16 protein-coding genes and 2 pseudogenes are annotated in these 20,452 nt (G+C 73.6%); 13 read left to right on the top strand and 5 right to left on the bottom strand.

The annotated features are described in order from the left end of the window. Positions 1–5: 5 nt before the first annotated feature. Genes ACIGEZ_RS22795 through ACIGEZ_RS22785 form a run of 3 tightly spaced genes read left to right on the top strand, consistent with a single transcriptional unit; the run spans position 6 to position 2,629 of the window. Entirely contained in the window at positions 6–584 is a 579-nt protein-coding gene (locus ACIGEZ_RS22795) for a cupin domain-containing protein (protein WP_399833850.1), read from the top strand. Then, positions 581–1,792, top strand: a complete 1,212-nt coding sequence (locus ACIGEZ_RS22790; protein WP_399833848.1) for a cytochrome P450 — start codon at positions 581–583, stop codon at positions 1,790–1,792. The genes ACIGEZ_RS22795 and ACIGEZ_RS22790 overlap by 4 nt, the downstream gene beginning before the upstream one ends. Before the next feature lie 60 nt (positions 1,793–1,852). After that, positions 1,853–2,629 carry a GNAT family N-acetyltransferase gene (locus tag ACIGEZ_RS22785; RefSeq protein ID WP_399833846.1) on the top strand — a complete coding sequence of 259 codons (777 nt, stop codon included), beginning with the start codon at positions 1,853–1,855 and terminating at the stop codon, positions 2,627–2,629. A 32-nt stretch (positions 2,630–2,661) separates the two neighbouring features. Here the strand turns inward: ACIGEZ_RS22785 and ACIGEZ_RS22780 are convergent. After that, positions 2,662–2,811, bottom strand: a pseudogene (locus ACIGEZ_RS22780) (pentapeptide repeat-containing protein); the annotation flags it as partial. A gap of 15 nt (positions 2,812–2,826) precedes the next feature. Further along, positions 2,827–2,943 (bottom strand): annotated as a pseudogene (locus ACIGEZ_RS22775) (pentapeptide repeat-containing protein); the annotation flags it as partial. A 651-nt stretch (positions 2,944–3,594) separates the two neighbouring features. Here ACIGEZ_RS22775 and ACIGEZ_RS22770 point away from each other — a divergent pair. Further along, on the top strand, positions 3,595–5,115 hold the full coding sequence (locus tag ACIGEZ_RS22770) for an alpha/beta fold hydrolase (protein ID WP_399833844.1): 1,521 nt from the start codon (positions 3,595–3,597) through the stop codon (positions 5,113–5,115). Between the two features lie 3 nt (positions 5,116–5,118). Here ACIGEZ_RS22770 and ACIGEZ_RS22765 read toward each other — a convergent pair whose 3' ends face one another. Further along, entirely contained in the window at positions 5,119–6,762 is a 1,644-nt protein-coding gene (locus ACIGEZ_RS22765; RefSeq protein ID WP_399833842.1) for an acyl-CoA synthetase, read from the bottom strand. 164 nt (positions 6,763–6,926) lie between these two features. On the opposite strand from ACIGEZ_RS22765, the gene ACIGEZ_RS22760 reads away from it, so the two are divergent. From ACIGEZ_RS22760 to ACIGEZ_RS22720, 9 genes are all read left to right on the top strand, one after another. After that, a complete protein-coding gene (locus tag ACIGEZ_RS22760; RefSeq protein ID WP_399833840.1) occupies positions 6,927–7,730 on the top strand; it encodes a crotonase/enoyl-CoA hydratase family protein in 804 nt (267 codons plus the stop codon). A gap of 127 nt (positions 7,731–7,857) precedes the next feature. Then, positions 7,858–8,811, top strand: coding sequence for a Zn-ribbon domain-containing OB-fold protein (locus tag ACIGEZ_RS22755; RefSeq protein WP_399833838.1), 954 nt, complete (start codon positions 7,858–7,860; stop codon positions 8,809–8,811). After that, complete coding sequence (locus tag ACIGEZ_RS22750) at positions 8,808–9,869, top strand: thiolase domain-containing protein (protein ID WP_399833836.1); 1,062 nt, start codon at positions 8,808–8,810, stop codon at positions 9,867–9,869. Before ACIGEZ_RS22755 ends, ACIGEZ_RS22750 begins: the two co-directional genes overlap by 4 nt. Further along, positions 9,862–11,043, top strand: a complete 1,182-nt coding sequence (locus ACIGEZ_RS22745; protein WP_399833834.1) for a thiolase domain-containing protein — start codon at positions 9,862–9,864, stop codon at positions 11,041–11,043. Before ACIGEZ_RS22750 ends, ACIGEZ_RS22745 begins: the two co-directional genes overlap by 8 nt. Before the next feature lie 77 nt (positions 11,044–11,120). Further along, positions 11,121–11,363 carry a DUF397 domain-containing protein gene (locus ACIGEZ_RS22740; RefSeq protein WP_399833832.1) on the top strand — a complete coding sequence of 81 codons (243 nt, stop codon included), beginning with the start codon at positions 11,121–11,123 and terminating at the stop codon, positions 11,361–11,363. A gap of 31 nt (positions 11,364–11,394) precedes the next feature. After that, complete coding sequence (locus tag ACIGEZ_RS22735) at positions 11,395–11,805, top strand: ACT domain-containing protein (RefSeq protein WP_399833830.1); 411 nt, start codon at positions 11,395–11,397, stop codon at positions 11,803–11,805. A gap of 118 nt (positions 11,806–11,923) precedes the next feature. Further along, entirely contained in the window at positions 11,924–14,899 is a 2,976-nt protein-coding gene (locus ACIGEZ_RS22730; RefSeq protein ID WP_399833828.1) for an ATP-binding protein, read from the top strand. Positions 14,900–14,948: 49 nt separating this feature from the next. After that, on the top strand, positions 14,949–15,449 hold the full coding sequence (locus tag ACIGEZ_RS22725; protein WP_399833826.1) for a hypothetical protein: 501 nt from the start codon (positions 14,949–14,951) through the stop codon (positions 15,447–15,449). 18 nt (positions 15,450–15,467) lie between these two features. Then, positions 15,468–15,833 carry an RNA-binding S4 domain-containing protein gene (locus tag ACIGEZ_RS22720; protein WP_399833824.1) on the top strand — a complete coding sequence of 122 codons (366 nt, stop codon included), beginning with the start codon at positions 15,468–15,470 and terminating at the stop codon, positions 15,831–15,833. Between the two features lie 56 nt (positions 15,834–15,889). Here the strand turns inward: ACIGEZ_RS22720 and ACIGEZ_RS22715 are convergent, their stop codons facing one another. Together ACIGEZ_RS22715 and ACIGEZ_RS22710 are read right to left on the bottom strand one after the other, a co-directional pair. Next, entirely contained in the window at positions 15,890–18,088 is a 2,199-nt protein-coding gene (locus ACIGEZ_RS22715) for a germacradienol/geosmin synthase (RefSeq protein WP_399833822.1), read from the bottom strand. Positions 18,089–18,256: 168 nt separating this feature from the next. Next, positions 18,257–20,326, bottom strand: a complete 2,070-nt coding sequence (locus tag ACIGEZ_RS22710; protein ID WP_399833820.1) for an N-acetylmuramoyl-L-alanine amidase — start codon at positions 20,324–20,326, stop codon at positions 18,257–18,259. Between the last annotated feature and the right edge of the window lie 126 nt (positions 20,327–20,452).

Genomic DNA, 20,452 nt, shown 5'->3' with positions numbered 1-20,452 from the left:
GGACCGTGACCGCCACAGCCATCGGACCGGGCGGCGGCCTCGTCGTGCCGCCCGGCCACGGCAGGACCCTCACCAGCGCCGCCCAGCACGTCACCTTCAAGGTGACCGGCGCCCACACCCGTACCGCCTCCACCTTCGAGGTCGTCGTACCACCCGGCTTCGACGTCGGCGCCCACACCCACGGCCACAGCGAGGAGCTCTTCTACGTCCTGGAGGGCGAGCTCGACGTCCTCGCCTTCGAGCCGCTCGTCCGTACCCGGGACAGCTGGCGGGAGTGGGAGTCCGCCGCGGGGCAGCGCGCCGTACGCGCCACCGCCGGCACCCTGATCCTGGTGCCGCCCGGCTGCCCGCACGCCTTCGCCAACCCGACCGGTGACCCCGTACGGATGCTGTTCCAGGCTTCGCCGCCGCCCGACCACGAGCGGTACTTCGAGGAGCTCATGGAGATCCTCGCAGCGGCGGGCGACGGCGGAGCCGTCGATCACGCGGCCATCGAGAAGCTCCGCGTCCGCTACGACATCGAACAGATCACCCCGCTCCGGCACGACGCCGGACCCCGCCAGAACACGGCGCCCACCCCATGACCCCACCCGAGCACCCCGACCCCGTCGTCCACGACTGGGCCCCGGTCCCGCTGCCCGCCACGGACTTCGACCCCCTCCCGCACCGGCTGCTCCACGAGGAACCCGTCGCCCGCGTCCGCCTCCCGCACGGCGAGGGCCATGCCTGGCTGGTGACCCGCTACGAGGACGTCAAGCAGATCGCCTCTGACCCGCGGCTGAGCCGGGCGCTCACCGTCGGCCGGCCGATCACCAGCATGACCCCGCACACCCTCGCCCCGCCCGGCGGCGTCGGCCGCGCCGACCCGCCCGACCACACCCGGCTGCGCAAGCTGATCGCCCCCACCTTCGGCCGCCGCCGCATGGCCGCCCTGCGCGCCCACACCGAGCGGACGGCCGACGCGCTGGCGCTCCGCACCCTCGGATCGGGCCCGCCCGCCGACCTCGCCGAGACCTTCGTCGGACCGCTCTGCGCCACCGTGACCGCCGAACTCCTCGGCGTCCCCGCCGCCGACCTCGACCGGGTCCAGGAATGGCGGGCCGGGGTCCTCTCCCACGAGACCACCGCCGCCGCGGGCGAATCCGTCAAGAAGGAGATCGCCGGATACTTCGCGGACCTCGCCCGCCACCGCACCGACCACCCCGGCGACGACCTGATCAGCGAACTCGCCGCCGCGCGCGCGGCCGGAGCGCTCAGCACTCCGGAGCTGGTGTCGATGGCCGTGATGCTCACCCTGAACGGGCTCGACGCGGTACGGAACATCGTCTCCACCATGGTGTACGTACTGCTCGTCCACCCGGACCAGACGGCCAGGCTCCGCGCCGACCCCGCCCGTCTGCCCCGTGCGGTCGACGAGCTGCTGCGCTACATCCCACAGCGGGGCGGCGTCGGCATGCCCCGGGTCGCCACCGCCGACATCGAGGTCGGCGGGGTCACCGTCCGCGAGGGCGAGGCGGTCTACGTCTTCTACCCGGCCGCCAACCGCGACCCCGCCGTCTACACCGACCCCGACCGGCTCGACCTGGACCGCGACGAGGCCCCGCACCTCGCCTTCGGCCACGGCGCCCACTACTGCGCCGGCGCCCAGCTGGCCCGGCTGGAAGCCGAGGTCATGCTGGCCACGCTGCTCGCCCGCTTCCCCCGGCTCGCCCCGGCGGTCGAGCCGGAACGGATCGTCTGGCGCACCGGGACGGTCAACCGGGGGCCGGAGACGCTGCCCGTCACCTGGTGAAGGGTCCCCGCCCGGATATCGGATTGCCAGGCCCCGGCGGCCGGTGCTGGGGTGGGGACCATGGACCTCGCCGCACTGCGCACCCTCCACGACCGTCAGCTCCGCCTCGGCGCCCGCCCCGACGGGCCCGGCGCCCGGGTCGAACGCGACGGGCTCGTCGTACGGCAGACGGGGCCCGCGCACGCGTGGAACGGCGTCCTGTGGTCCGGGCTCGGCGCCTACGACGCGGACGCGGCCATCGCCGCGCAGATACGCCACTTCCGCGCCGCCGGCCGCTCCTTCGAATGGAAGCTGTACGCGCACGACGGCCCCGCCGACCTCGCCGAGCGACTGCTCGCCGCCGGGTTCACCGCCGGCGAGCGGGAGACCGTGATGGTCGCCGAGGCCACCGCCCTGCCCCCGCACGACGGCCTCCCGGACGGCATGGAGCTGCACGCGGTCACCGACGAGGCCGGGGTGCGGATGGTCGTCGAGGTGCACGAGCGTGCCTTCGGCACCGACTCCTCGCACCTCGGCCACCGCATCCTCGACCAGCTCGACCACGCGCCCGGCACCGTCGCCGCCGTCGTCGCCCTCGCGGACGGCGCACCCGTCAGCGCCGCCCGCCTGGAGCTCCCGCCGGGCAGCGACTTCGCCGGCCTGTGGGGCGGCGGCACCGTCGAGGGCTGGCGCGGCCGTGGCCTCTACCGCGCCCTGGTGGCCCACCGGGCCCGTATCGCCGCCGACCGGGGCTACCGCTACCTCCAGGTCGACGCCGCCGACACCAGCCGCCCGATCCTGCGACGCCTGGGCTTCGCCGAGCTGACCACGACGACGCCGTACCTGTACGTGCTGTAGGCCGCGTACGCGATCCCGGCGGGCACGTGTGCTCAGGCGGTCCAGTGCGCGGGGCGCTCGAAGCCCTCGGGCAGGCGGGTGGAAGCGTCGCCGCGGGCCGCGTTGAGCTGCGGCTGGGTGAGGAAGAGGGCCCCGGTCAGATCGGCGCCGGACAGATCGGCGTCCCGCAGGTCCGCCCCGATCAGGTCGGCGAGCGAGAGGTCCGCCCCGCTCAGGTCCGCCGCGATGAGCAGCGCCCCGCGCAGGTCCGCGCCCCGCAGCTTCGCCCCGCGCAGCCGGGCGCCCATCAGATCGGCACCCCGCCGGCTCTTGGGCTTGCCGCCGGCGGCCGCCCGCACGAGGGTGCTGCTCTTGAGGAGCAGCGGGTTCACCTCGGCCCGCACCGGGCCGACGTCCAGCTTCTCCAGGTCGGCCGCGGCGCCCTCGGTCAGCTCCGTCACCCGCGCGAGCGCCCGGTCGAGGTCCCGGTGCAGCGGGCGGGTCGCGGCGAGGGCGCGGGCCTCGGAGAGGTAGCGCAGCAGCTCGTGCAGCTGGCGCATCACCGGGAACACCTCGTACATCTGCCGCGCGGTCGCCGGGTCCTCGCGCCAGGAGACGCCGCCGAAGGTGACCTGGGAGACCTGCTGGCCGGCGCCGAAGCAGTCGTACACCGTGCAGCCGCGGAAGCCGCTGTCCCGCAGCCGGGTGTGGATGCCGCAGCGGAAGTCGTCCTGGAGGTTGCGGCAGGGCTCGCCCGAGGACTTGTCGACCGCGAAGTCGTTCGACTGCGCGAAGGGGAGGGCCACACAGCACAGCCCGAAGCAGTTCGCGCAGTCGCCGCGCAGCTCGGCAGGGAGGATCGAGGCCTGACGGGTCTCGGACACGGTGAAACGGCTTCCTTCGCTGGTGGGGGCGGACATCCCACCGTATCGCGCTGTCGCGCAAACCGGTTGCCGCGCCCGTCGGGGGCGTTCATGATCGGCGGCATGCCTCAGTTCACGACGTACGACGGAACCGGACTCTCCTACCGGATCCGGGGCGAGGGGGACCCTCTCGTCGTGCTGCCCGGCGGCCCCATGCGCGACGCGGTCTACCTCGGCGACCTCGGGGGCCTGACCGCCCACCGCACCCTGATCCTCCTCGACCCGCGCGGCACCGGGGACAGCCCCGTGCCCGCCGACCCGGCGAGCTACCGCTGCGACCGCCAGGTCGCCGACGTCGAGGCGCTGCGGGTCCACCTCGGCATGGACCGGATCGACCTGCTCGGCCACTCCGCCGGCGGCGACCTGGCCACCCTCTACGCGGCCACGCACCCCGAGCGGGTGCGCGCGCTCGTGCTCGTCTCCGGCAGTGGCCGGGCCCTCGGTATCGAGACCTCGGAAGCGGAGTGGGACAAGGCGACCGAGGTCTTCGCCGACCGGCCGTGGTACGCGGAGGCGCGCGCCGCACTGGACTCTCTCGCCCCCGGCACCCCCGCGCGGCAGGCCGCCGCTGTGTACATGCCCTTCGCGTACGGGCGCTGGGACGAGGCCGCCCGGGCGCACGCGGCAGGGCTCGACGCGGAGATGAACCGGGACGCGCCGGACCACTTCTACGCGCCCGGGGTCTTCGACCCGGATGCGGTCCGTGCCGGTCTCGCGTCCCTCACGGCGCCGGTGCTCCTGCTCGCCGGTGAGCACGACGCCGCACCCAGCCCCGCGCAGGCAGCCGAGCAGGCCGCCTGCTTCCCGAACGCCGAGGTCGTGGTCCACCCCGCCGCCGGGCACTTCCCGTGGATCGACGAGGCCGGGGCGTTCGTACGGCCCGTCGCGGCCTTCCTCGACCCGCAGGTGCGCACGGTCACCGTCGGCGGGGTCCGCCTCGCCTACCGGGTCCAGGGGCCCGAGGACGCCCCACCGGTCGTCCTGGTGCACGGGCGGGGCGGCGACGGCACCACGTGGGCGGAGCTCGCGGCGGAGCTGGCCGCCGATCGGCGGGTGTACGCGGTCGACCTGCGCGGCCACGGCCTGAGCGACCACCCGGGGCGGTACGGCTTCGGCGTGTTCCGTGACGAACTGGCGGGCTTCCTGAAGGCGCTGGGCCTCAGCGGCGCCACCGTCGTCGGGCACTCCATGGGCGGGGCGGCCGCCTGTCTGCTCGCCCAGCGTGAGCCGGCGCTGGTCGGCCGGCTCGTCCTGGAGGACGCGCCGGTCTTCTTCCCGCTGGATCCGCCCCGCGGCCGGGCGGCTCTGCCGGAGGAGCCGGTCGCCCTCGACTGGGCGGTGGTGCACGCGACCGACGCCGAGCTGAACGAGCCCGACCCGGCCTGGCGGGACGAGCTCATCGCGGTCACCGCCCCCACCCTGATCGTCGGTGGGGGCGAGAACAGCCATCTGCCACAGGAGCAGCTGGCGTGGATGGCGTCACGGATCCCGGACGCCCGGCTGGTGACGATCGAGACCGGGCATCTGATCCACGAGTCGCGGCCACGCGAATTCCTCGCCGCCCTGAGGGAGTTCGGCGTCTGACGGTCAGGACCCCACTCGGGGCCCCGCCGCCGTGTCCGCGTCCGCCGCCACCGACCGGGCCCACCGGTAGTCCGCCTTGCCGCTGGGCGAGCGCTGGATCCGGTCGGTGAGGACCAGCTGGCGGGGCACCTTGTAGCCGGCGAGCCGGGTGCGGCAGTGGGTCTGGAGCGCCGCCAGGTCCATGGGGCCGGCACCGGCGCGCAGCTGGACCACGGCGGCCACGTGGTTGCCCCACTTCGCGTCCGGTACTCCGGCGACGAGTGCGTCGTACACGTCCGGGTGGGACTTGAGCGCCTGCTCGACCTCCTCCGGATAGACCTTCTCGCCGCCGGTGTTGATGCACTGCGAGCCGCGGCCGAGGACGGTGACGATGCCCTCCTCGTCCACGGTGGCCATGTCGCCGAGCAGGACCCAGCGTTCGTCGCCCTTCCGGAAGAACGTCTCGGCGGTTTTCGCGGCGTCGTTGTAGTAGCCCAGCGGCACGTGGCCGCGCTGGGCGAGCCGGCCGATCTCGCCCACGCCGACGGGCTCGTGGGTGGCGGGGTCGACGACCTGGGTGCGCTCGTTGACGTGCAGCCGGAAGCCCTTGGCGGGACCGGAGTCGTCGGTGGCCCGGCCGTTGGAACCGGACTCGGACGAGCCGAAGTTGTTGAGCAGCAGCACGTTCGGCACGAGGGCCTGGAACTGCTCGCGCACGGTGTCCGACATGATCGCCCCGGACGAGGAGACGCTGAACAGCGAGGACAGGTCGGTGCCCTTGAGCGGCCCGTGCAGGGCGTCGACCAGGGGCCGCAGCATCGCGTCGCCGACCAGCGAGACGCTGGAGACCTTCTCCTTCTCGATGGTGCGCAGCACCTCCTCGGGCACGTACTTGCGGTGGATCACCACCCGCTGCCCGTAGTTGAAGGCGATGAACGAAGTGAGCGTCGAGGTGCCGTGCATCAGTGGGGGAGTGGGGAAGAAGGTGAGCCCCGCGCCGCCCGCGGCGACCCGCTCGGCCAGCTCCTCGGGCCGCTTCACCGGCTCCCCGCTCGGGTCGCCGCCGAAGAGCCCGGCGAAGAAGAGGTCCTCCTGCCGCCACATCACGCCCTTGGGCATGCCCGTGGTGCCGCCGGTGTAGATGATGAACAGGTCGTCGGGCGAGCGGGGCGCGAAGCCGCGCCCGGGCGATCCGGCCGCCTCGGCCGGCGCGAACTCCACGCACCGCAGGGAGGGCGCGCCCTCGGGCGTGGTCCCCACCCGCACGAGGTGCCGCAGCTTCTCCGTCTGCGGCAGCGCGGCCGCGACCCGCTCCGTGAACTCGGCGTCGAACACGAGCGCGGCCAGGTCGGCGTCCCGGTAGAGGTAGACCAGCTCCTCCTCCACGTACCGGTAGTTCACGTTCACCGGCACGATGCGGGCCTTGAGGCAGGCGAGTACGGTCTGCAGGTACTCGATGCCGTTGTACAGATGCAGGCCGAGGTGCTCGCCGGGCCGGATGCCCGCGTCGATCAGGTGGTGCGCGATCCGGTTGGCCGCGGCGTCGAGCTCGGCGTAGGTCAGCCGGCGTTCCGCGCCCGTACCGGGGTGGTCGACGTGGACCAGTGCCTCGCGGTCGGGGACCACGTCCACGACCGACTCGAACAGGTCGGCAAGGTTGTACTCCACCGTTCCTCCTGATCCTGGCCGTGACTGACTCGGCGGTCATTAGAGCGCCGAAGGGCGGAGGTGGGAAGGGGGCGCGCAGAAGAATCTGACTGAGTGTCAGAAAACTATTGAACTGGACCCCGCACTACTGCAACCTGTTCCAGAACTGGAGACGGGAGACGCACATGGGCGGCAGCACCGAGCACCTCGCCGTGCGGCGCGAAGGCGCCACGCTCGTACTCACCCTCAATCGGCCCGAGGCCAAGAACGCGCTCTCACTGCCGATGCTCGTCGGGCTGTACGACGGCTGGCTGGAGGCGGACGCCGACGACACCGTCCGCTCGGTCGTCCTGACCGGCGCCGGCGGCACGTTCTGCGCAGGCATGGACCTGAAGGCACTCGCGGGCCAGGGCATGGCGGGAGAGCAGTACCGGGACCGGATGACCGCCGACCCCGACCTGCACTGGAAGGCGATGCTGCGTCACCACCGGCCCCGCAAGCCGGTGATCGCGGCGGTCGAGGGCCACTGCGTCGCCGGCGGCACCGAGATCCTGCAGGGCACCGACATCCGCGTCGCCGGGGCCTCGGCCACCTTCGGTCTCTTCGAGGTCCGCCGCGGCCTTTTCCCGATCGGCGGCTCCACCGTCCGCCTGCCCCGCCAGATCCCCCGTACCCACGCGCTCGAGATGCTCCTCACCGGCCGCCCGTACACGGCCGAGGAGGCCGCCCGCATCGGCCTGGTGGGCCGGGTCGTCCCGGACGGGACGGCGCTGGAGGCGGCCCTGGAGATCGCCGAGCGGGTCAACGCGTGCGGGCCGCTGGCGGTGGAGGCCGTGAAGGCGTCCGTCTACGAGACCGCCGAGATGACGGAGGAGGAGGGGCTCGCGGCGGAACTGAAGCGGGGCTGGCCGATCTTCGCGACCGAGGACGCGAAGGAGGGCGCGAAGGCCTTCGCGGAGAAACGCCCAGCGGTGTACCGACGGGCGTGAGCCGTCTGCCGCCGTAGCGACGGGCGTGACCGGCCCACCGCCCTGTCGACGGGGTGTGACCGGCCCACCGGTGCACCGGCAGGTGTGACCCTTCCCGCCCGGCCCCCTCACCCACCAAGGAGCCCCCATGACAGCCGCCCCCGAAACCCTCCACGCCCCTCTCGTCGTCGAGTTCCCCTTCACCCGGTCCCTCGGCCCCGTCCAGAGCGCCTTCCTCAGCGGGCTGCGCGAGCGCACCGTGCTCGGCGTGCGGACCGAGGCCGGACGGGTGCTCGTGCCGCCCGTCGAGTACGACCCCGAGACCGCCGCCGAGCTGCGCGAGCTCGTCGAGGTCGGGGCCGGCGGGACCGTCACCACCTGGGCCTGGAACCACGAGCCCCGCCCCGGGCAGCCGCTCGCACGCCCCTTCGCCTGGGTGCTCGTCCGGCTCGACGGTGCCGACACCGCGCTCCTGCACGCGCTCGACGCGTCAGGACCCGACGCCGTACACACCGGGATGCGGGTCCGGATCCGCTGGGCCGGCGAACGGCACGGCGCGCTCACCGACATCGCCTGCTTCGAGCCGTACGACGGCGCGGAGGCGAGCCGACCCCGCCCCCACGACGGCCGCTTCGACGAGCCCGTCACCGGCATCGTCGCGCCGGCCCGGCTGGACTACACCTACACCCCCGGCCGCGCCCAGACCGGCTACCTCCGGGCCCTGACCGAACGCCGCACCGTCGGCGAGCGCTGCCCCTCCTGCCACAAGGTGTACGTCCCGCCCCGCGGCGCCTGCCCCACCTGCGGCGTCGCCACCACCGACCGGGTCGAGGTCGGGCCCCGCGGCACCGTCACCACCTTCTGCATCGTCAACATCAAGGCTGCGAATCTCGACATCGAGGTCCCGTACGTCTACGCCCACATCGCCCTCGACGGCGCCGGGCTCGCCCTGCACGGCCGGATCGGCGGCATCCCCTACGACCAGGTCCGGATGGGCCTGCGCGTCGAACCCGTGTGGAGCGAGGACGGCCGCTACCCCGACCACTACCGCCCCTGCGGAGAGCCGGACGCCGACTACGACACGTACAAGGAGCTCCTGTGACTGCAGCACGCCGGGACGTCGCCATCGTCGCCTTCGCGCAGACCGGCCACACACGGCGCACGGACGAACTCTCCGAAGTCGAGATGGTGATGCCGGTCCTCCACGAGGTGCTGCGGCAGACCGGTCTGAAGACCTCCGACATCGGCTTCACCTGCTCCGGCTCCTCCGACTACCTCGCCGGGCGGGCCTTCTCCTTCACCATGGCCCTCGACGGCGTCGGCGCCTGGCCCCCCATCTCCGAGTCCCACGTCGAGATGGACGGCGCCTGGGCACTGTACGAGGCATGGGTGAAGCTCCTCACCGGAGAGGCCGACACGGCGCTCGTCTACGCCTACGGCAAGTCCTCGCCCGGCTCCGTCCGCGACGTCCTGACGCGCCAGCTCGACCCGTACTACGTCGCCCCCCTCTGGCCCGACTCCGTCGCCCTCGCCGCGCTCCAGGCGCAGGCCCTCATCGACGCGGGGGACACCGACGAGCCCGCGCTCGCCGCGATCGCCAACCGCAGCCGCGAGGACGCCGCCGCCAACCCGCACGCCCAACTGCCCGGCGCCCGCCCCCAGGGCGACTACGTGGTCCGGCCGCTGCGCACCGGCGACTGCCCGCCCATCGGCGACGGCGCCGCCGCCGTGATCCTCGCCGCCGGCGACCGGGCCCGCGAACTGTGCGCCAGGCCCGCCTGGATCACCGGAATGGACCACCGCATCGAGGCCCACGCCCTCGGCGTACGCGACCTCACCGACTCGCCCTCCACCCGGCTCGCCGCCGAACGCGCCGGCGCCTTCGACCGGCCCCTGGACACCGCCGAACTCCACGCGCCCTTCACCTCCCAGGAGGTCGTCCTGCGCAAGGCCCTCGGCCTCGGCGACGAGGTCCTGGTCAACCCCTCCGGCGGGGCGCTCGCCGCCAACCCCGTGATGGCCGCCGGACTCGTCCGGCTCGGCGAGGCCGCCGCCCGCATCCACCGCGGCGACTCCGACCGCGCGCTCGCCCACGCCACCTCCGGGCCCTGCCTCCAGCAGAACCTGGTCGCCGTCCTGGAAGGAGACCTCCGTGGCTAAGGCCGTGACATCGAAGGAACCCGTCGCGATCGTCGGCATCGGCCAGACCAAGCACGTCGCCGCCCGCCGGGACGTCTCGCTCGCCGGACTCGTCCGCGAGGCCGCCCGGCGTGCCCTGGACGACGCCGAACTGACCTGGGCGGACATCGACGCCGTCGTCATCGGCAAGGCCCCCGACTTCTTCGAGGGCGTGATGATGCCGGAGCTCTACCTCGCCGACGCGCTCGGCGCGGTCGGCAAACCGATGCTGCGGGTCCACACCGCCGGTTCGGTCGGCGGCTCCACGGCCCTGGTCGCCGCGAACCTGGTGGCCGCCCGGATCCACGGCACCGTCCTGACCCTGGCCTTCGAGAAGCAGTCCGAGTCCAACGCGATGTGGGGCCTGTCGCTGCCCGTCCCCTTCCAGCAGCCGCTGCTGGCCGGCGCCGGCGGCTTCTTCGCCCCGCACGTACGCGCCTACATGCGCCGCACCGGCGCCCCCGACGCGATCGGCTCCCTCGTCGCGTACAAGGACCGGCGCAACGCCCTGAAGAACCCCTACGCGCACCTCCACGAGCACGACATCACCCTGGAGAAGGTGCAGTCCTCCCCGATGCTGTGGGACCCGATCCGCTACTCCGAGACCTGCCCGTCCTCCGACGGCGCCTGCGCCATGGTCCTCACCGACCGGGCGGGCGCGGCCCGTTCGCCGCGGCCGCCGGCCTGGGTGCACGGCGGGGCGATGCGCAGCGAGCCCACCCTCTTCGCGGGAAAGGACTTCGTCTCGCCGCAGGCCGGCCGGGACTGCGCCGCCGACGTCTACCGGCAGGCCGGCATCACCGACCCGCGCCGGGAGATCGACGCGGTCGAGATGTACGTGCCGTTCTCCTGGTACGAGCCGATGTGGCTGGAGAACCTGGGCTTCGCGGAGGAGGGCGAGGGCTGGAAGCTCACCGAGGCCGGGGTCACCGAACTCGACGGCGATCTGCCCGTGAACCCTTCGGGCGGGGTGCTCTCCACCAACCCCATCGGCGCCTCCGGCATGATCCGCTTCGCCGAGGCCGCCCTCCAGGTCCGCGGACAGGCGGGCGAGCACCAGGTGGAGGGGGCGCGAAGGGCGCTCGGACACGCGTACGGAGGGGGCGCGCAGTTCTTCTCGATGTGGCTCGTGGGAGATCGGCCGCCTGCCGCTTAGGGTCTGTCGGCGCTCCGTACCGGTCGCTACGCTGAGGCCCTTACCGACGGCACAGAGTGATCGGGAGGAGCGCGGACGTGGCGGAGAGCACCATCACCCAGCACGCCTTGACGGGGCAGGACATGCCGGAACTCGACCTGGCCGGGGCGGAGTGGCGCTCCGGCAGTCAGGGCGTCGGCGACGTCCAGATCGCCTTCGTCGAGGGCTTCATCGCGATGCGCAACGGGCGACGGCCCGAGGCGCCGTCGATCGTCTTCACCCCGGCGGAGTGGCGGGCGTTCGTGGTGAACGCGCGCGAGGGTGAGTTCGACCTCACGTGAGGCGCGCGGGTCCCGCCCTAGGGTGGTGATCATGAGTGCAGAGCGTGATCTGACCCGGCTCGTCGCCGGGATGCGACCGGAGCTCCACCCCGGCCGCTATGTCTTCACCACCGTGGCCGGCCCCGCTCCGGCGGGGGTCGACCCCGTCGCCACCGTCGTCGAGCGCGAGGGTCTGACGATGGTCGTACGCCAGGAGGACGCCGACGCGGCTTCGCTGGCGTACGACTACGTGGCCGGCTGGATCACCCTGCGCGTCCACTCGGCCCTGGACGCCGTCGGCCTGACCGCGGCGGTCTCCCGCGAGCTCGCCGCGGCCGGTCTGAGCTGCAACGTCGTCGCCGGGTTCCACCATGACCACCTGTTCGTCGAACACGCCCGCGCGGGCGAGGCGTTGGCCACCCTGAAAGGCCTCTCGAAGCGGGCCTCCCGGTCGTTCACGTGATCTTCACAAACTTACGCGCCGGCGGCGCGTCCCCGCGTACGCTGGGCATCTCGCGGGGCCACCACCCCTGACGCACCCCTCGTGCGCCGGGTGTGCGCCCCCAGCGTGGGGGTGGACCATGACGACACACACCGGCAGGGCCGGCGGACGCGGCTTCGGCCTGTTCGAACGAGAGGGCGAACTGGCGGCGGCCGAGGAGGCGCTGACCCTTCTGACGGGCCACGAGGCGGACACCTCGTGGCAGCGTACGGCTCTCCGGATCGTGCAGGACCGTGCTCCGGACGCGCCGGGCACTCCAGCCCGGCGGACCGCGGCCACCGTGCACCGCGGTGGCGTGCTCGCGTACGCCGCGCCCGCCGGCCTCGGCAAGACCACCCTGCTCGCCGAGATCCGCCGCCGCGCCGCAGCCAGGGGATGCACCGTCCTCTCGGCGCGCGGCGGCGACCAGGAGCAGCGGGTCGCCTTCCACGTCGCCCGGCAGCTCCTCCAGCCACAGCTCGCCGCCGCGTCCCGCGCCGAACTGCGCGAGCGGCTCGGCAGCTGGTACGACATCGTCGGCCCCGCCCTCGGCCTGTGCACCGCCGCCGAAGGCGCGCCGCCGGACCCCCAGGGCCTGCGCGACGGCCTCGACTGGGTGCTCACCCATCTCGCCGTACGCCGCGCCCCGCTCGTCGTCGTCCTCGACGACGCGCACTGGGCCGACCCCGAGTCCCTCGGCTGGCTCTCCGCCTTCGCGCCCCGCGCCGAAGACCTCCCCATGCTGCTGGTCGTCGCGTACCGGCCCGACGAACTGCCCGACTCCGGCGAGGAGTTCACCGGCCGCCGGTCCGGCCAGCGCCCCCTCGGCCTCGATCCGCTGACCTCCGGCGCCATCGCCAGGCTCGTCCGCGACCGCGTCGGCGCCCATGCCGACGACGCCTTCTGCCGCGAGTGCTGGGCCGTCACCTCCGGCAACCCCTTCGAGGCCGTCGAGCTGGCCGCCAAGATCCGCGACCGGGGCCTCGAACCCACCGCCGAACGTGCCCCCGCCCTGCGCGACCTCGCGGCCGCCGTCAAGGGCAGCGGCCTCATCGCCCAGATCGAACGGCTCGGCACCGCCACCGTCCGCCTCGCCTGGGCCTGCGCCGTCCTCGGCACCGAGATCTCCCCGCAGCTCGCCGGCGCCGTCGCCGGACTCGGCGGCGAAGAGGTCGCCCGCTGCGCCGGACTGCTGCGCCGCACCCGCGTCCTCGCCCCGGCCGACCCCGACACCGAACCCGGCTCCGACACCCTGGAGTTCGTCCACCCCCTCATCGCCACCGCCGTCTACGACGCCATCCCCGCCGCCACCCGCGTCGCCCTGCACGGCCAGGCCGCCTGGTGCGTCGTCGACGCCGGCCTCGGACCCACCGCCGCCGCCCGCCACCTCGTCGAGACCCACCCGGAGGGCGACCCCTGGGTCGTGCAGCACCTGCGCGCCGCCGCCCAGGAGACCCTGCGGGCCGGCGCCCCCGACACCGCCCGCCGCTATCTCGCCCGCGCCCTGCGCGAACCCCCGGACCGTGACGAACGCGCCGCCGTCCTGTTCGAACTCGGCTCCGCCTCGCTCCTCAACGAACCCGCCACCACCGTCAACCACCTGCGCGCCGCCCTGGAGGAGCCGGTCGCCCAGCCCGCCCTGCGCCACGGCATCGTCTACCGGCTCTCCCAGGTCCTCGCGCACAGCGACCGGCTCGTCGAGGCCTCCGAGCTCCTCGGCCGCGAGTCCCGGCTCACCACCGACGCCCGCACCCGGCTGCGCATGCAGTCCGAGAAGTTCATGTGGGACGCCTTCCGCGCCGACGAACCCGACTCGCCGGCCCGCTCCCGCCGCCTCGCCCGGCTCGCCGACCGGCTCACCGGCCGCGACCTCACCGAGCGCTACATCATCGGCCTGCGCGCCTGGGACGCCACCCTGCGCGCCGAACCCTCCGGCGTCGCCGTCGACCACGCCGAGCGCGCTCTCGAAGGTGGCCTGAGCTGGGCCGACGAGAGCCGTGGCTTCGAGGTGCCGGTGCTCGTCGCCCTCACCTTCCTCTACGCCGACCGGCCCGGCCGCGCCGAGGAGCTGTTCGCCGCCGGCACGGCCGAGTTCGAACGCCAGGGCTGGCGCGGCGCCCACCTCTCCTTCGCGTACACCCTCCTCGGCTACATCCGCTACCGGCGCGGCAGGCTCGTCGAGGCCGAGGACTTCGTCCGCGCCGGCCTCAGGCTCGCCGAGCGCGTCGGACCCCGCACCCCCGCCGAGTGGTACGCCGTCGGCGTCATGATCGAAGTGCTGCTCGCCCGGGGCCGCACCGAGGAGGCCGAGCAGGTCGCCCGCGCCCACGACTTCGGCGAGCCCTTCCCCGCCGCCGTCACCTTCCCCGACTCCCAGACCGTCCACGCCGAACTGCTCCTCGCCACCGGCCGCACCGAGGAGGCCGCCGCCGAGCTCGCCGCCGTCGGCCGCCGCCTCGATCCGCGCGGCATGCGCAACCCCGCCTGGTGCCCCTGGCAGCTGCACCTCGCCCTCGCCGAGGCCTGCGAGACCCCCGCGCGGGCCCGCGACACCGCCCTCGCCGCCGTCACCCGCGCCCGTCAGTACGGTGCGCCCTCCGCGATCGGACAGGCGCTCCGCGTCACCGCCGAGGTGACCGGCGACGCCGACCGGGTCAAGCTCCTGGAGGAGTCCGTCGAGTGGCTCGAGCGCTCGCCCGCCGCCTACGAGCTGGCCCGCTCCCTGGTCGCCCTCGGCGCCGCCCTGCGCCGCACCGGCCGCACCCGGGAGGCCGCCGAGCACCTCTACCGCGGCCTGGAGACCGCCCAGAGCTGCGGCGCCGACGGGCTCGTCGACGACGCCAGGGCCGAGCTCGCCGCCGCCGGCCTGCGCCCCCGCACGCTGCGGCCCACCGGCACCGACACGCTCACCGTCGCCGAGCGCGCCGCCGCCGAGCTCACCGCCCGCGGCGAGGACCCCGCCGCCGCCCTGGGCCTCGACCAGCCGGCCGTCACCCGCCTGCTCTCGGCCGTCTACCGCAAGCTCGGCACCGACCGCGCCGGACTGGCCGAGGCCCTGACCGGCGGCACGCCCTGACCCCGCCCCGGCGCGCCGCATCGCGTGCCGGGACACGTACCATGGCGGTATGTCCTTCCTCCGCCGCCGCAGCGCCGCCACACCCGCTGGCCCGGACTTCGACGTCCTCGCCATGGACCCGGGGGACTGGCCCGGCAATCTCGGCGCCGGTCTCCTCCCGGCCCCCGACGGCAGCTGCCAGGGGGTCTTCCTCCGCTACGACCTCTTCGGCGGCCGCGGACCCGCGATGATCATCGGCAACCTCCCGGAGGGCTCCCCGGCCCGCGAGCTCGCCGACGGGCAGATCCCCTTCGAGGTGGCCCAGCTGCTCGCCGCCCTGGAGAACGACGAGCCGGTCGAGGTCGTCGACACCGAGGACATGCCGGTGATGCAGGGCGACAACCTCCTGATCGTGCGCCGCCTCAAGCTCTCCGAGAGCCGGATCGCCTGCGTGCAGTTCGACCGCAGCGACAACGTCCTGGTGACCATCGCCAGTTGGGACCGGCCCATCACCGACGACCTGTACGCGCTGCTCAAGCCGCTGCCCGCCGAGCTGTTCCAGCAGGCCTGAGACGGGAGGCGGGGGCCGATGAGCGCACGCGTCGACAGCTGGATCTGGGCGGTCCGGCTCACCAAGACCCGCTCGCAGGCCGCCGCGGCCTGTCGCGCCGGGCACGTCAAGGTCAACGGGGAGCGGGCCAAGCCCGCCCAGCCCGTGAAGCCGGGCGACGAGGTGCGGCTCTTCCACGGCGGCCGGCAGCGGATCGTCGAGGTGAAGCAGCTGCTCACCAAGCGGGTCGGCCCGCCGGCCGCGGCGGAGGCCTACATCGACAACAGCCCGCCCCCGCCGCCGCGCGAGCACGTGGCCGTCGCCGCGGTCCGCGACCGCGGCGCCGGCCGCCCCACCAAGCGGGACCGCCGCGAACTCGACCAGCTGCGCGGGCTGCGCCCCTAGGGGGTGTCTCGCCGATCACGCCGGGCTCGCGGCGCCCGCCTGTCAGGGGCCCGAGCTCAGGGCACCAGCGAGCCGAAAGCCGACGACAGTCGCGCCGCCGAGGTGCCGAACCCTGTCGGGCCCCGGCGCACCAGGGACGTCCCGGCGCCCGAGTGCACGTCCTCGGGGCCGTAACGCCGCACCTTCCGGTGCCAGTTGAGGATGCCGGCGAGCCAGTCCTCCAGCTCCCGCAGATACGCCCCGAAGGCCGCCCGGCCCGCCGCGTCGAGCCCGAAGTCCGCGTAAAGGAGCGGGACTTCGTGCCGCTTCAGATGCTCGTACTGGCGCAGCCGGCCCCGCATCAGGTCGTCGACCATCGCCACCGCCGTCGGGTAGTCGCAGTCGAAGAACTTCTGCAGCACCAGGACGCCGTTGTGCACCTCGCCCTCGACCTCGATCTCCTTCTGGTACGAGAACAGGTCGTTGAGCAGCGTCGCGTAGTCCATGACCGAGTGCTCGAGGGCCCGCACGGTGCCGGTGCGGTAGAGCTCGGGCGGCAGCGCCTCGGTGTGCCGCAGCCGGCACATCAGCATGGTCAGCTCCGAGCCGAAGGTGGTGCGGCGCATCTCGATGTAGTCGACGGGGTCGGGAACCCGGTGCTGCGCCTGGTTGTGCAGCTCCCACAGCCAGCTGTCCAGCATGGCGTCGACCGCGACCCGCAGTTGTGTACGCGCCTCCGGCGCCATGGGGCCCGCGGTCCGTGCCCACAGTTCGGCGAGCGAACGTTCCATCGGGTTCACGGCGAGCGCGGCCCCGGCGGCCGGATCCTCCAGCGACATGCAGGACTTGAAGCGCTCGGTCTGCACCTTGGCGCCGATCAGGTCGCGCGAACGCCCGAACACGAAGGGGTAGAAGTCGTCCCCGTACGTGCCCCAGGTCAGCCAGTCGGCGCTGAGCCGCAGCTCTTCCGGGGTGGCGTCCGGGTCGAGCCCCGCCGAGCAGAGCGCGAGGTCGAACCCCTCGGCCATCGGGCGGTCCCAGATGTCGTCCAGGAGCCCCATCGCCTCGGCCCAGTCCAGGGAGCCCTGCCTGGCCTCCTCGTGGTGGGGGCTGAGCGACAGCGGGTACGGCAGGTCGAACTCCGGCAGCAGCGACGGCCCCACCTTCTGGTGCGGAACATGCGTGAGCGCGCGCAGCCGGCTCGCGGCGGGGCGGCCGAACAGCGTCCGGATGTCCAGGGCCGAGGTGCCGATCACCCCGTCCAGCATCGAAGGCCCGCTCACCAGACCCTCGTTCATGTAGCGGCTGGAGCGCAGGTGCCATTCGTGGCCGCCGGACTGCCAGTCCTGCAGGCCCTTGGTGTACGCGGCGATGGCCGCGGCCTCCGCGGGGCCGAGCCCCGTCTCCAGGCAGAGCGCGGGCACTTCGGTGAGCGCGGTGTTCTCGAACTGCTGCAGCCGCGAGGTCAGCAGGTCGTTGACCGCGTCGGCCGCCTCCTGCGTCGTGCAGCCGAGGAACTTCTCCAGGACCAGGACGCCGTTGCTGTTCTCGCCCTCGTCCTCGACCTCGCGCTGGTACGAGAAGAGGTCGTTGCGCAGGTGGACCGCGTCGGCGAACGCGTCCCGCAGCACGCGCAGCGGCCGGGAGTACGCCACCTGCTCCGGGACCTCGGCGCCCGCCGCGTACTCGACGAGCCCCGCGGACCACGGGGCGCCGCCCACCTTGCGGCGCATCTCGATGTACTCGACGGGGTTGGCGATCCGCCCCTCGTTGATGTTGTCGAGCTCCCACAGCGACTCGTACAGCAGGTGCTCGGTGGCCTCCGCGAAGCGCACCCGCCAGGCCTCGGACATCGAGGGAACGGTTCGCCGCCACAGGTCGGCGAGGCCCGCCTCCACCGGGTTGGCCGGCTCGGGCAGGCCGGCTGCCGGGTCGGCCGGCATGAACAGCGGGAGCCGGTCGAGGTAGGCCTTGCCGCCGGCCCGGTCCTGGGTGCGTTTGAAGATCTCCAGGAAGTGGTCGTCGAAGAAGAACACCCACGTGTACCAGTCGGTGACCAGGGAGAGGACCTGTTCGCCGCAGTCCGGATGGGTGTAGGAGCAGAGCAGCGCGTAGTCGTGCGACTGGAGGTCCGCCTCCTCCCAGATGCCGGATCCCTCCAGCATGCCCATCTCCCGCGCCCAGTCACGCGTGTGCGTGCGGGCCGCCTCCACATGGGGATTGAGCCGCGCCGGATACGGGACATAGAAATCCGGCAGAACGAAGGGCTGAGCCATGCCAGGAGGGCCTTTCGGTGAGCGTGGGCGTCGTCCGGCCGAGCATTACCCCTCGACCCCCGCGCCCACGCGAACACCGTGAAAGTCATACGAACGCCACGGAGTGCCGGCCGGACCGTGGTCCGCCGGCGCCCCCGCGCCGGGACCGCTCCCGGGCGCCAGCCGCGCTCAGGCCCGGGAAACCCGCACGTCAGCGGCCTTCACGAAGGCCACCCGATGGCCGAACTGGATCTCGTAGTACTCCTCCTGGCCGCGCACGACCCGGTGACCCGAGACATCGAACACCGGTGCGTAGTAGTACTCACCCGGGGTGCGGCCGCCCACCACGTACGACTGGCCGGCGAGCAGCTGGTACGGCAGCGGGGACACCGACTGCACCGGAACCCCCGCCGGATACGCCGACGCCTCCGGATAGGCCCGCCCGTACACCGGCACCGACGCGAGCCCCTCCTTCGGCGTCAGGACCACACCCCGTGCGTTCACCGCCGTCGGCTGCCTCCGCGGATTGTGGAACCACGCCTTCTGCCCCAGATACCAGATCGCCGTCCACTCGCCCTGCCGCTCCGCCACCGCATAGCTCTGGCCCGTCGAGGCCCGCGCCCCGGTGTCGTTGACCCCGGTGGTCGAGTCCTGCCCACCCGGCCGCAGCCCGATGTCCTTCACCAGCGGCGCATCGGCGCTCGGCGCGGTGTGCAGGCGCACCGCCCCGCTCCCGTGCGGCGCGCACGCCTCCCCGGCCGTCACGCACCCCGTGTACACCGGCTGGTGCTCCGCGTACTCCGGACGGATCGTCACCACGCCCGCGTCCGGACCCGCGCTCGGCGTGATCGGCCGGCCGAGCAGCCGGAAGTAGTGCGCCCAGTCCCAGTACGGGCCCGGGTCCGTGTGCATCCCCCGGATCGTCGACGTCACCGTTCCCGGCACGTTGTCGTGCCCCAGGACGTGCTGCCGGTCCAGCGGAATGCCGTAGCGCTTCGCGAGATACCGCACCAGACGGGAGGACGTGCGGTACATCGCCTCCGTGTACCAGGAGTCCGGCGAGGTGAGGAAGCCCTCGTGCTCGAGGCCCACCGACTTGGCGTTCACGAACCAGTTGCCCGCGTGCCAGCCCACGTCCTTCAGTGACAGGTGCTGCGCGATGTGACCGTCCGAGGAGCGCAGCGAGTACTGCCACGACACGTACGTCGGGTCCTGCACCAGCTTCAGGGTGGTGTCCCAGCTCGCCTCGGTGTCGTGGATCACGATGTAGTCGACCGACTGCGAGGCCGGCCGGTCCGCCTTGTCGTGATTGCCGTAGTCACCGTCCCCGAACTCCTCGTACGGGGCCGGGATCCACTCGCACGCCACCGAACGCGGGCACTCGACCGGCCCCTTGGCGGGCGCCCGCAGACCCAGCGCGGCGAGCTGGCGGGTGGCCGGGGAGACGTCGGGGTCGGCCGGGAGCGACACGCCCTGCCCGCTGTCCGTCGTCCGCGACTCGCCGGTGCGGATCACGTCGAAGACGTCGTCCGCGTACGTGGCCGCGGTCGCCGAGTCGTCGGCGCCCGAGTAGCGCGCCACCGCCCCGTACCAGTCCGCCGGATCCGCGCTCGCCGGCAGACCTGCCTCGCGCTGCGCCGCGGCGAGCAGCGCCGCGCCGCCCTCGATGTTCGCCGCCGTGCTCGTGCGCAGCTCCTCGGCGGACCGCCCGGACAGCTCGGCCGCCCGCTCCAGCGTGCGCAGCCGCGGTGGCAGCTCCGCCGCGGTCGGCAGCCTCGCCTCGGTGCCGGAACGGGGCGCCCGCGTGTCGTCGCCGCGCGCGTCCTCCGCGCCCTCCGAATGGTGCGGGGTCTCGGCGAGCGCGGTCGCCGCGTCCGTGAGGTGCATCGGCCCGTAGCCGCCGGTCACACTCGGCGCGCCGCCGTGCGTGTCCCAGCGCGACTGCAGGTACGAGACGGCGAGCAGCACGCTCTGCGGGACACCGTGCCGCTCGGCCGCCACCGCGAACTGCCGCTGCAGCGAGCCCGCCTCGGGCCCCTCGGCGGTCGCGGGCGGCGCGCCGGCGAGCAGCGGAAGAAGCAGGACGGCGGGCGCGACACGTCTGAGGGACGTGGAACGGAGCAAGGCAGCCTCCAGAGACGGGGGAGAGAGCGGGGGCGTGCGGAACCGAACCCGTACAGGGGTAGCGGCTTCCGGACGATCCGTCAATGACCCGCTCGGCAGGGCGATTTCCCACGTCAGGCGGTCGGGAGGGGCCATCGCTCGCGGTTTCGCCCGGGCGGGGCGCCCGCCTGCGACGCGTCAGTGGAGTGGACCAATGGGGCACCGGTACGGGGGTCCGGGCGCGGCGCCGATGCCGATGGCGCAGGGCCGATGACGAAGCGC

Origin of the sequence: Streptomyces sp. NPDC085481 (assembly GCF_044541845.1) — a bacterium.
GTDB lineage: Bacteria > Actinomycetota > Actinomycetes > Streptomycetales > Streptomycetaceae > Streptomyces.
Note: the sequence above shows the minus strand (reverse complement) of the source record. Positions and strands in the feature narration are given on the sequence as shown.

Coding starts and splice junctions, on each gene's coding strand:
- ACIGEZ_RS22790 (WP_399833848.1), top strand. CDS start 581: ATGACCCCACCCGAGCACCCCGACCCCGTCGTCCACGACTGGGCCCCG.
- ACIGEZ_RS22785 (WP_399833846.1), top strand. CDS start 1,853: ATGGACCTCGCCGCACTGCGCACCCTCCACGACCGTCAGCTCCGCCTC.
- ACIGEZ_RS22770 (WP_399833844.1), top strand. CDS start 3,595: ATGCCTCAGTTCACGACGTACGACGGAACCGGACTCTCCTACCGGATC.
- ACIGEZ_RS22760 (WP_399833840.1), top strand. CDS start 6,927: ATGGGCGGCAGCACCGAGCACCTCGCCGTGCGGCGCGAAGGCGCCACG.
- ACIGEZ_RS22755 (WP_399833838.1), top strand. CDS start 7,858: ATGACAGCCGCCCCCGAAACCCTCCACGCCCCTCTCGTCGTCGAGTTC.
- ACIGEZ_RS22735 (WP_399833830.1), top strand. CDS start 11,395: ATGAGTGCAGAGCGTGATCTGACCCGGCTCGTCGCCGGGATGCGACCG.
- ACIGEZ_RS22730 (WP_399833828.1), top strand. CDS start 11,924: ATGACGACACACACCGGCAGGGCCGGCGGACGCGGCTTCGGCCTGTTC.
- ACIGEZ_RS22725 (WP_399833826.1), top strand. CDS start 14,949: ATGTCCTTCCTCCGCCGCCGCAGCGCCGCCACACCCGCTGGCCCGGAC.
- ACIGEZ_RS22720 (WP_399833824.1), top strand. CDS start 15,468: ATGAGCGCACGCGTCGACAGCTGGATCTGGGCGGTCCGGCTCACCAAG.
- ACIGEZ_RS22715 (WP_399833822.1), bottom strand. CDS start 18,088: ATGGCTCAGCCCTTCGTTCTGCCGGATTTCTATGTCCCGTATCCGGCG.
- ACIGEZ_RS22710 (WP_399833820.1), bottom strand. CDS start 20,326: ATGGCCCCTCCCGACCGCCTGACGTGGGAAATCGCCCTGCCGAGCGGG.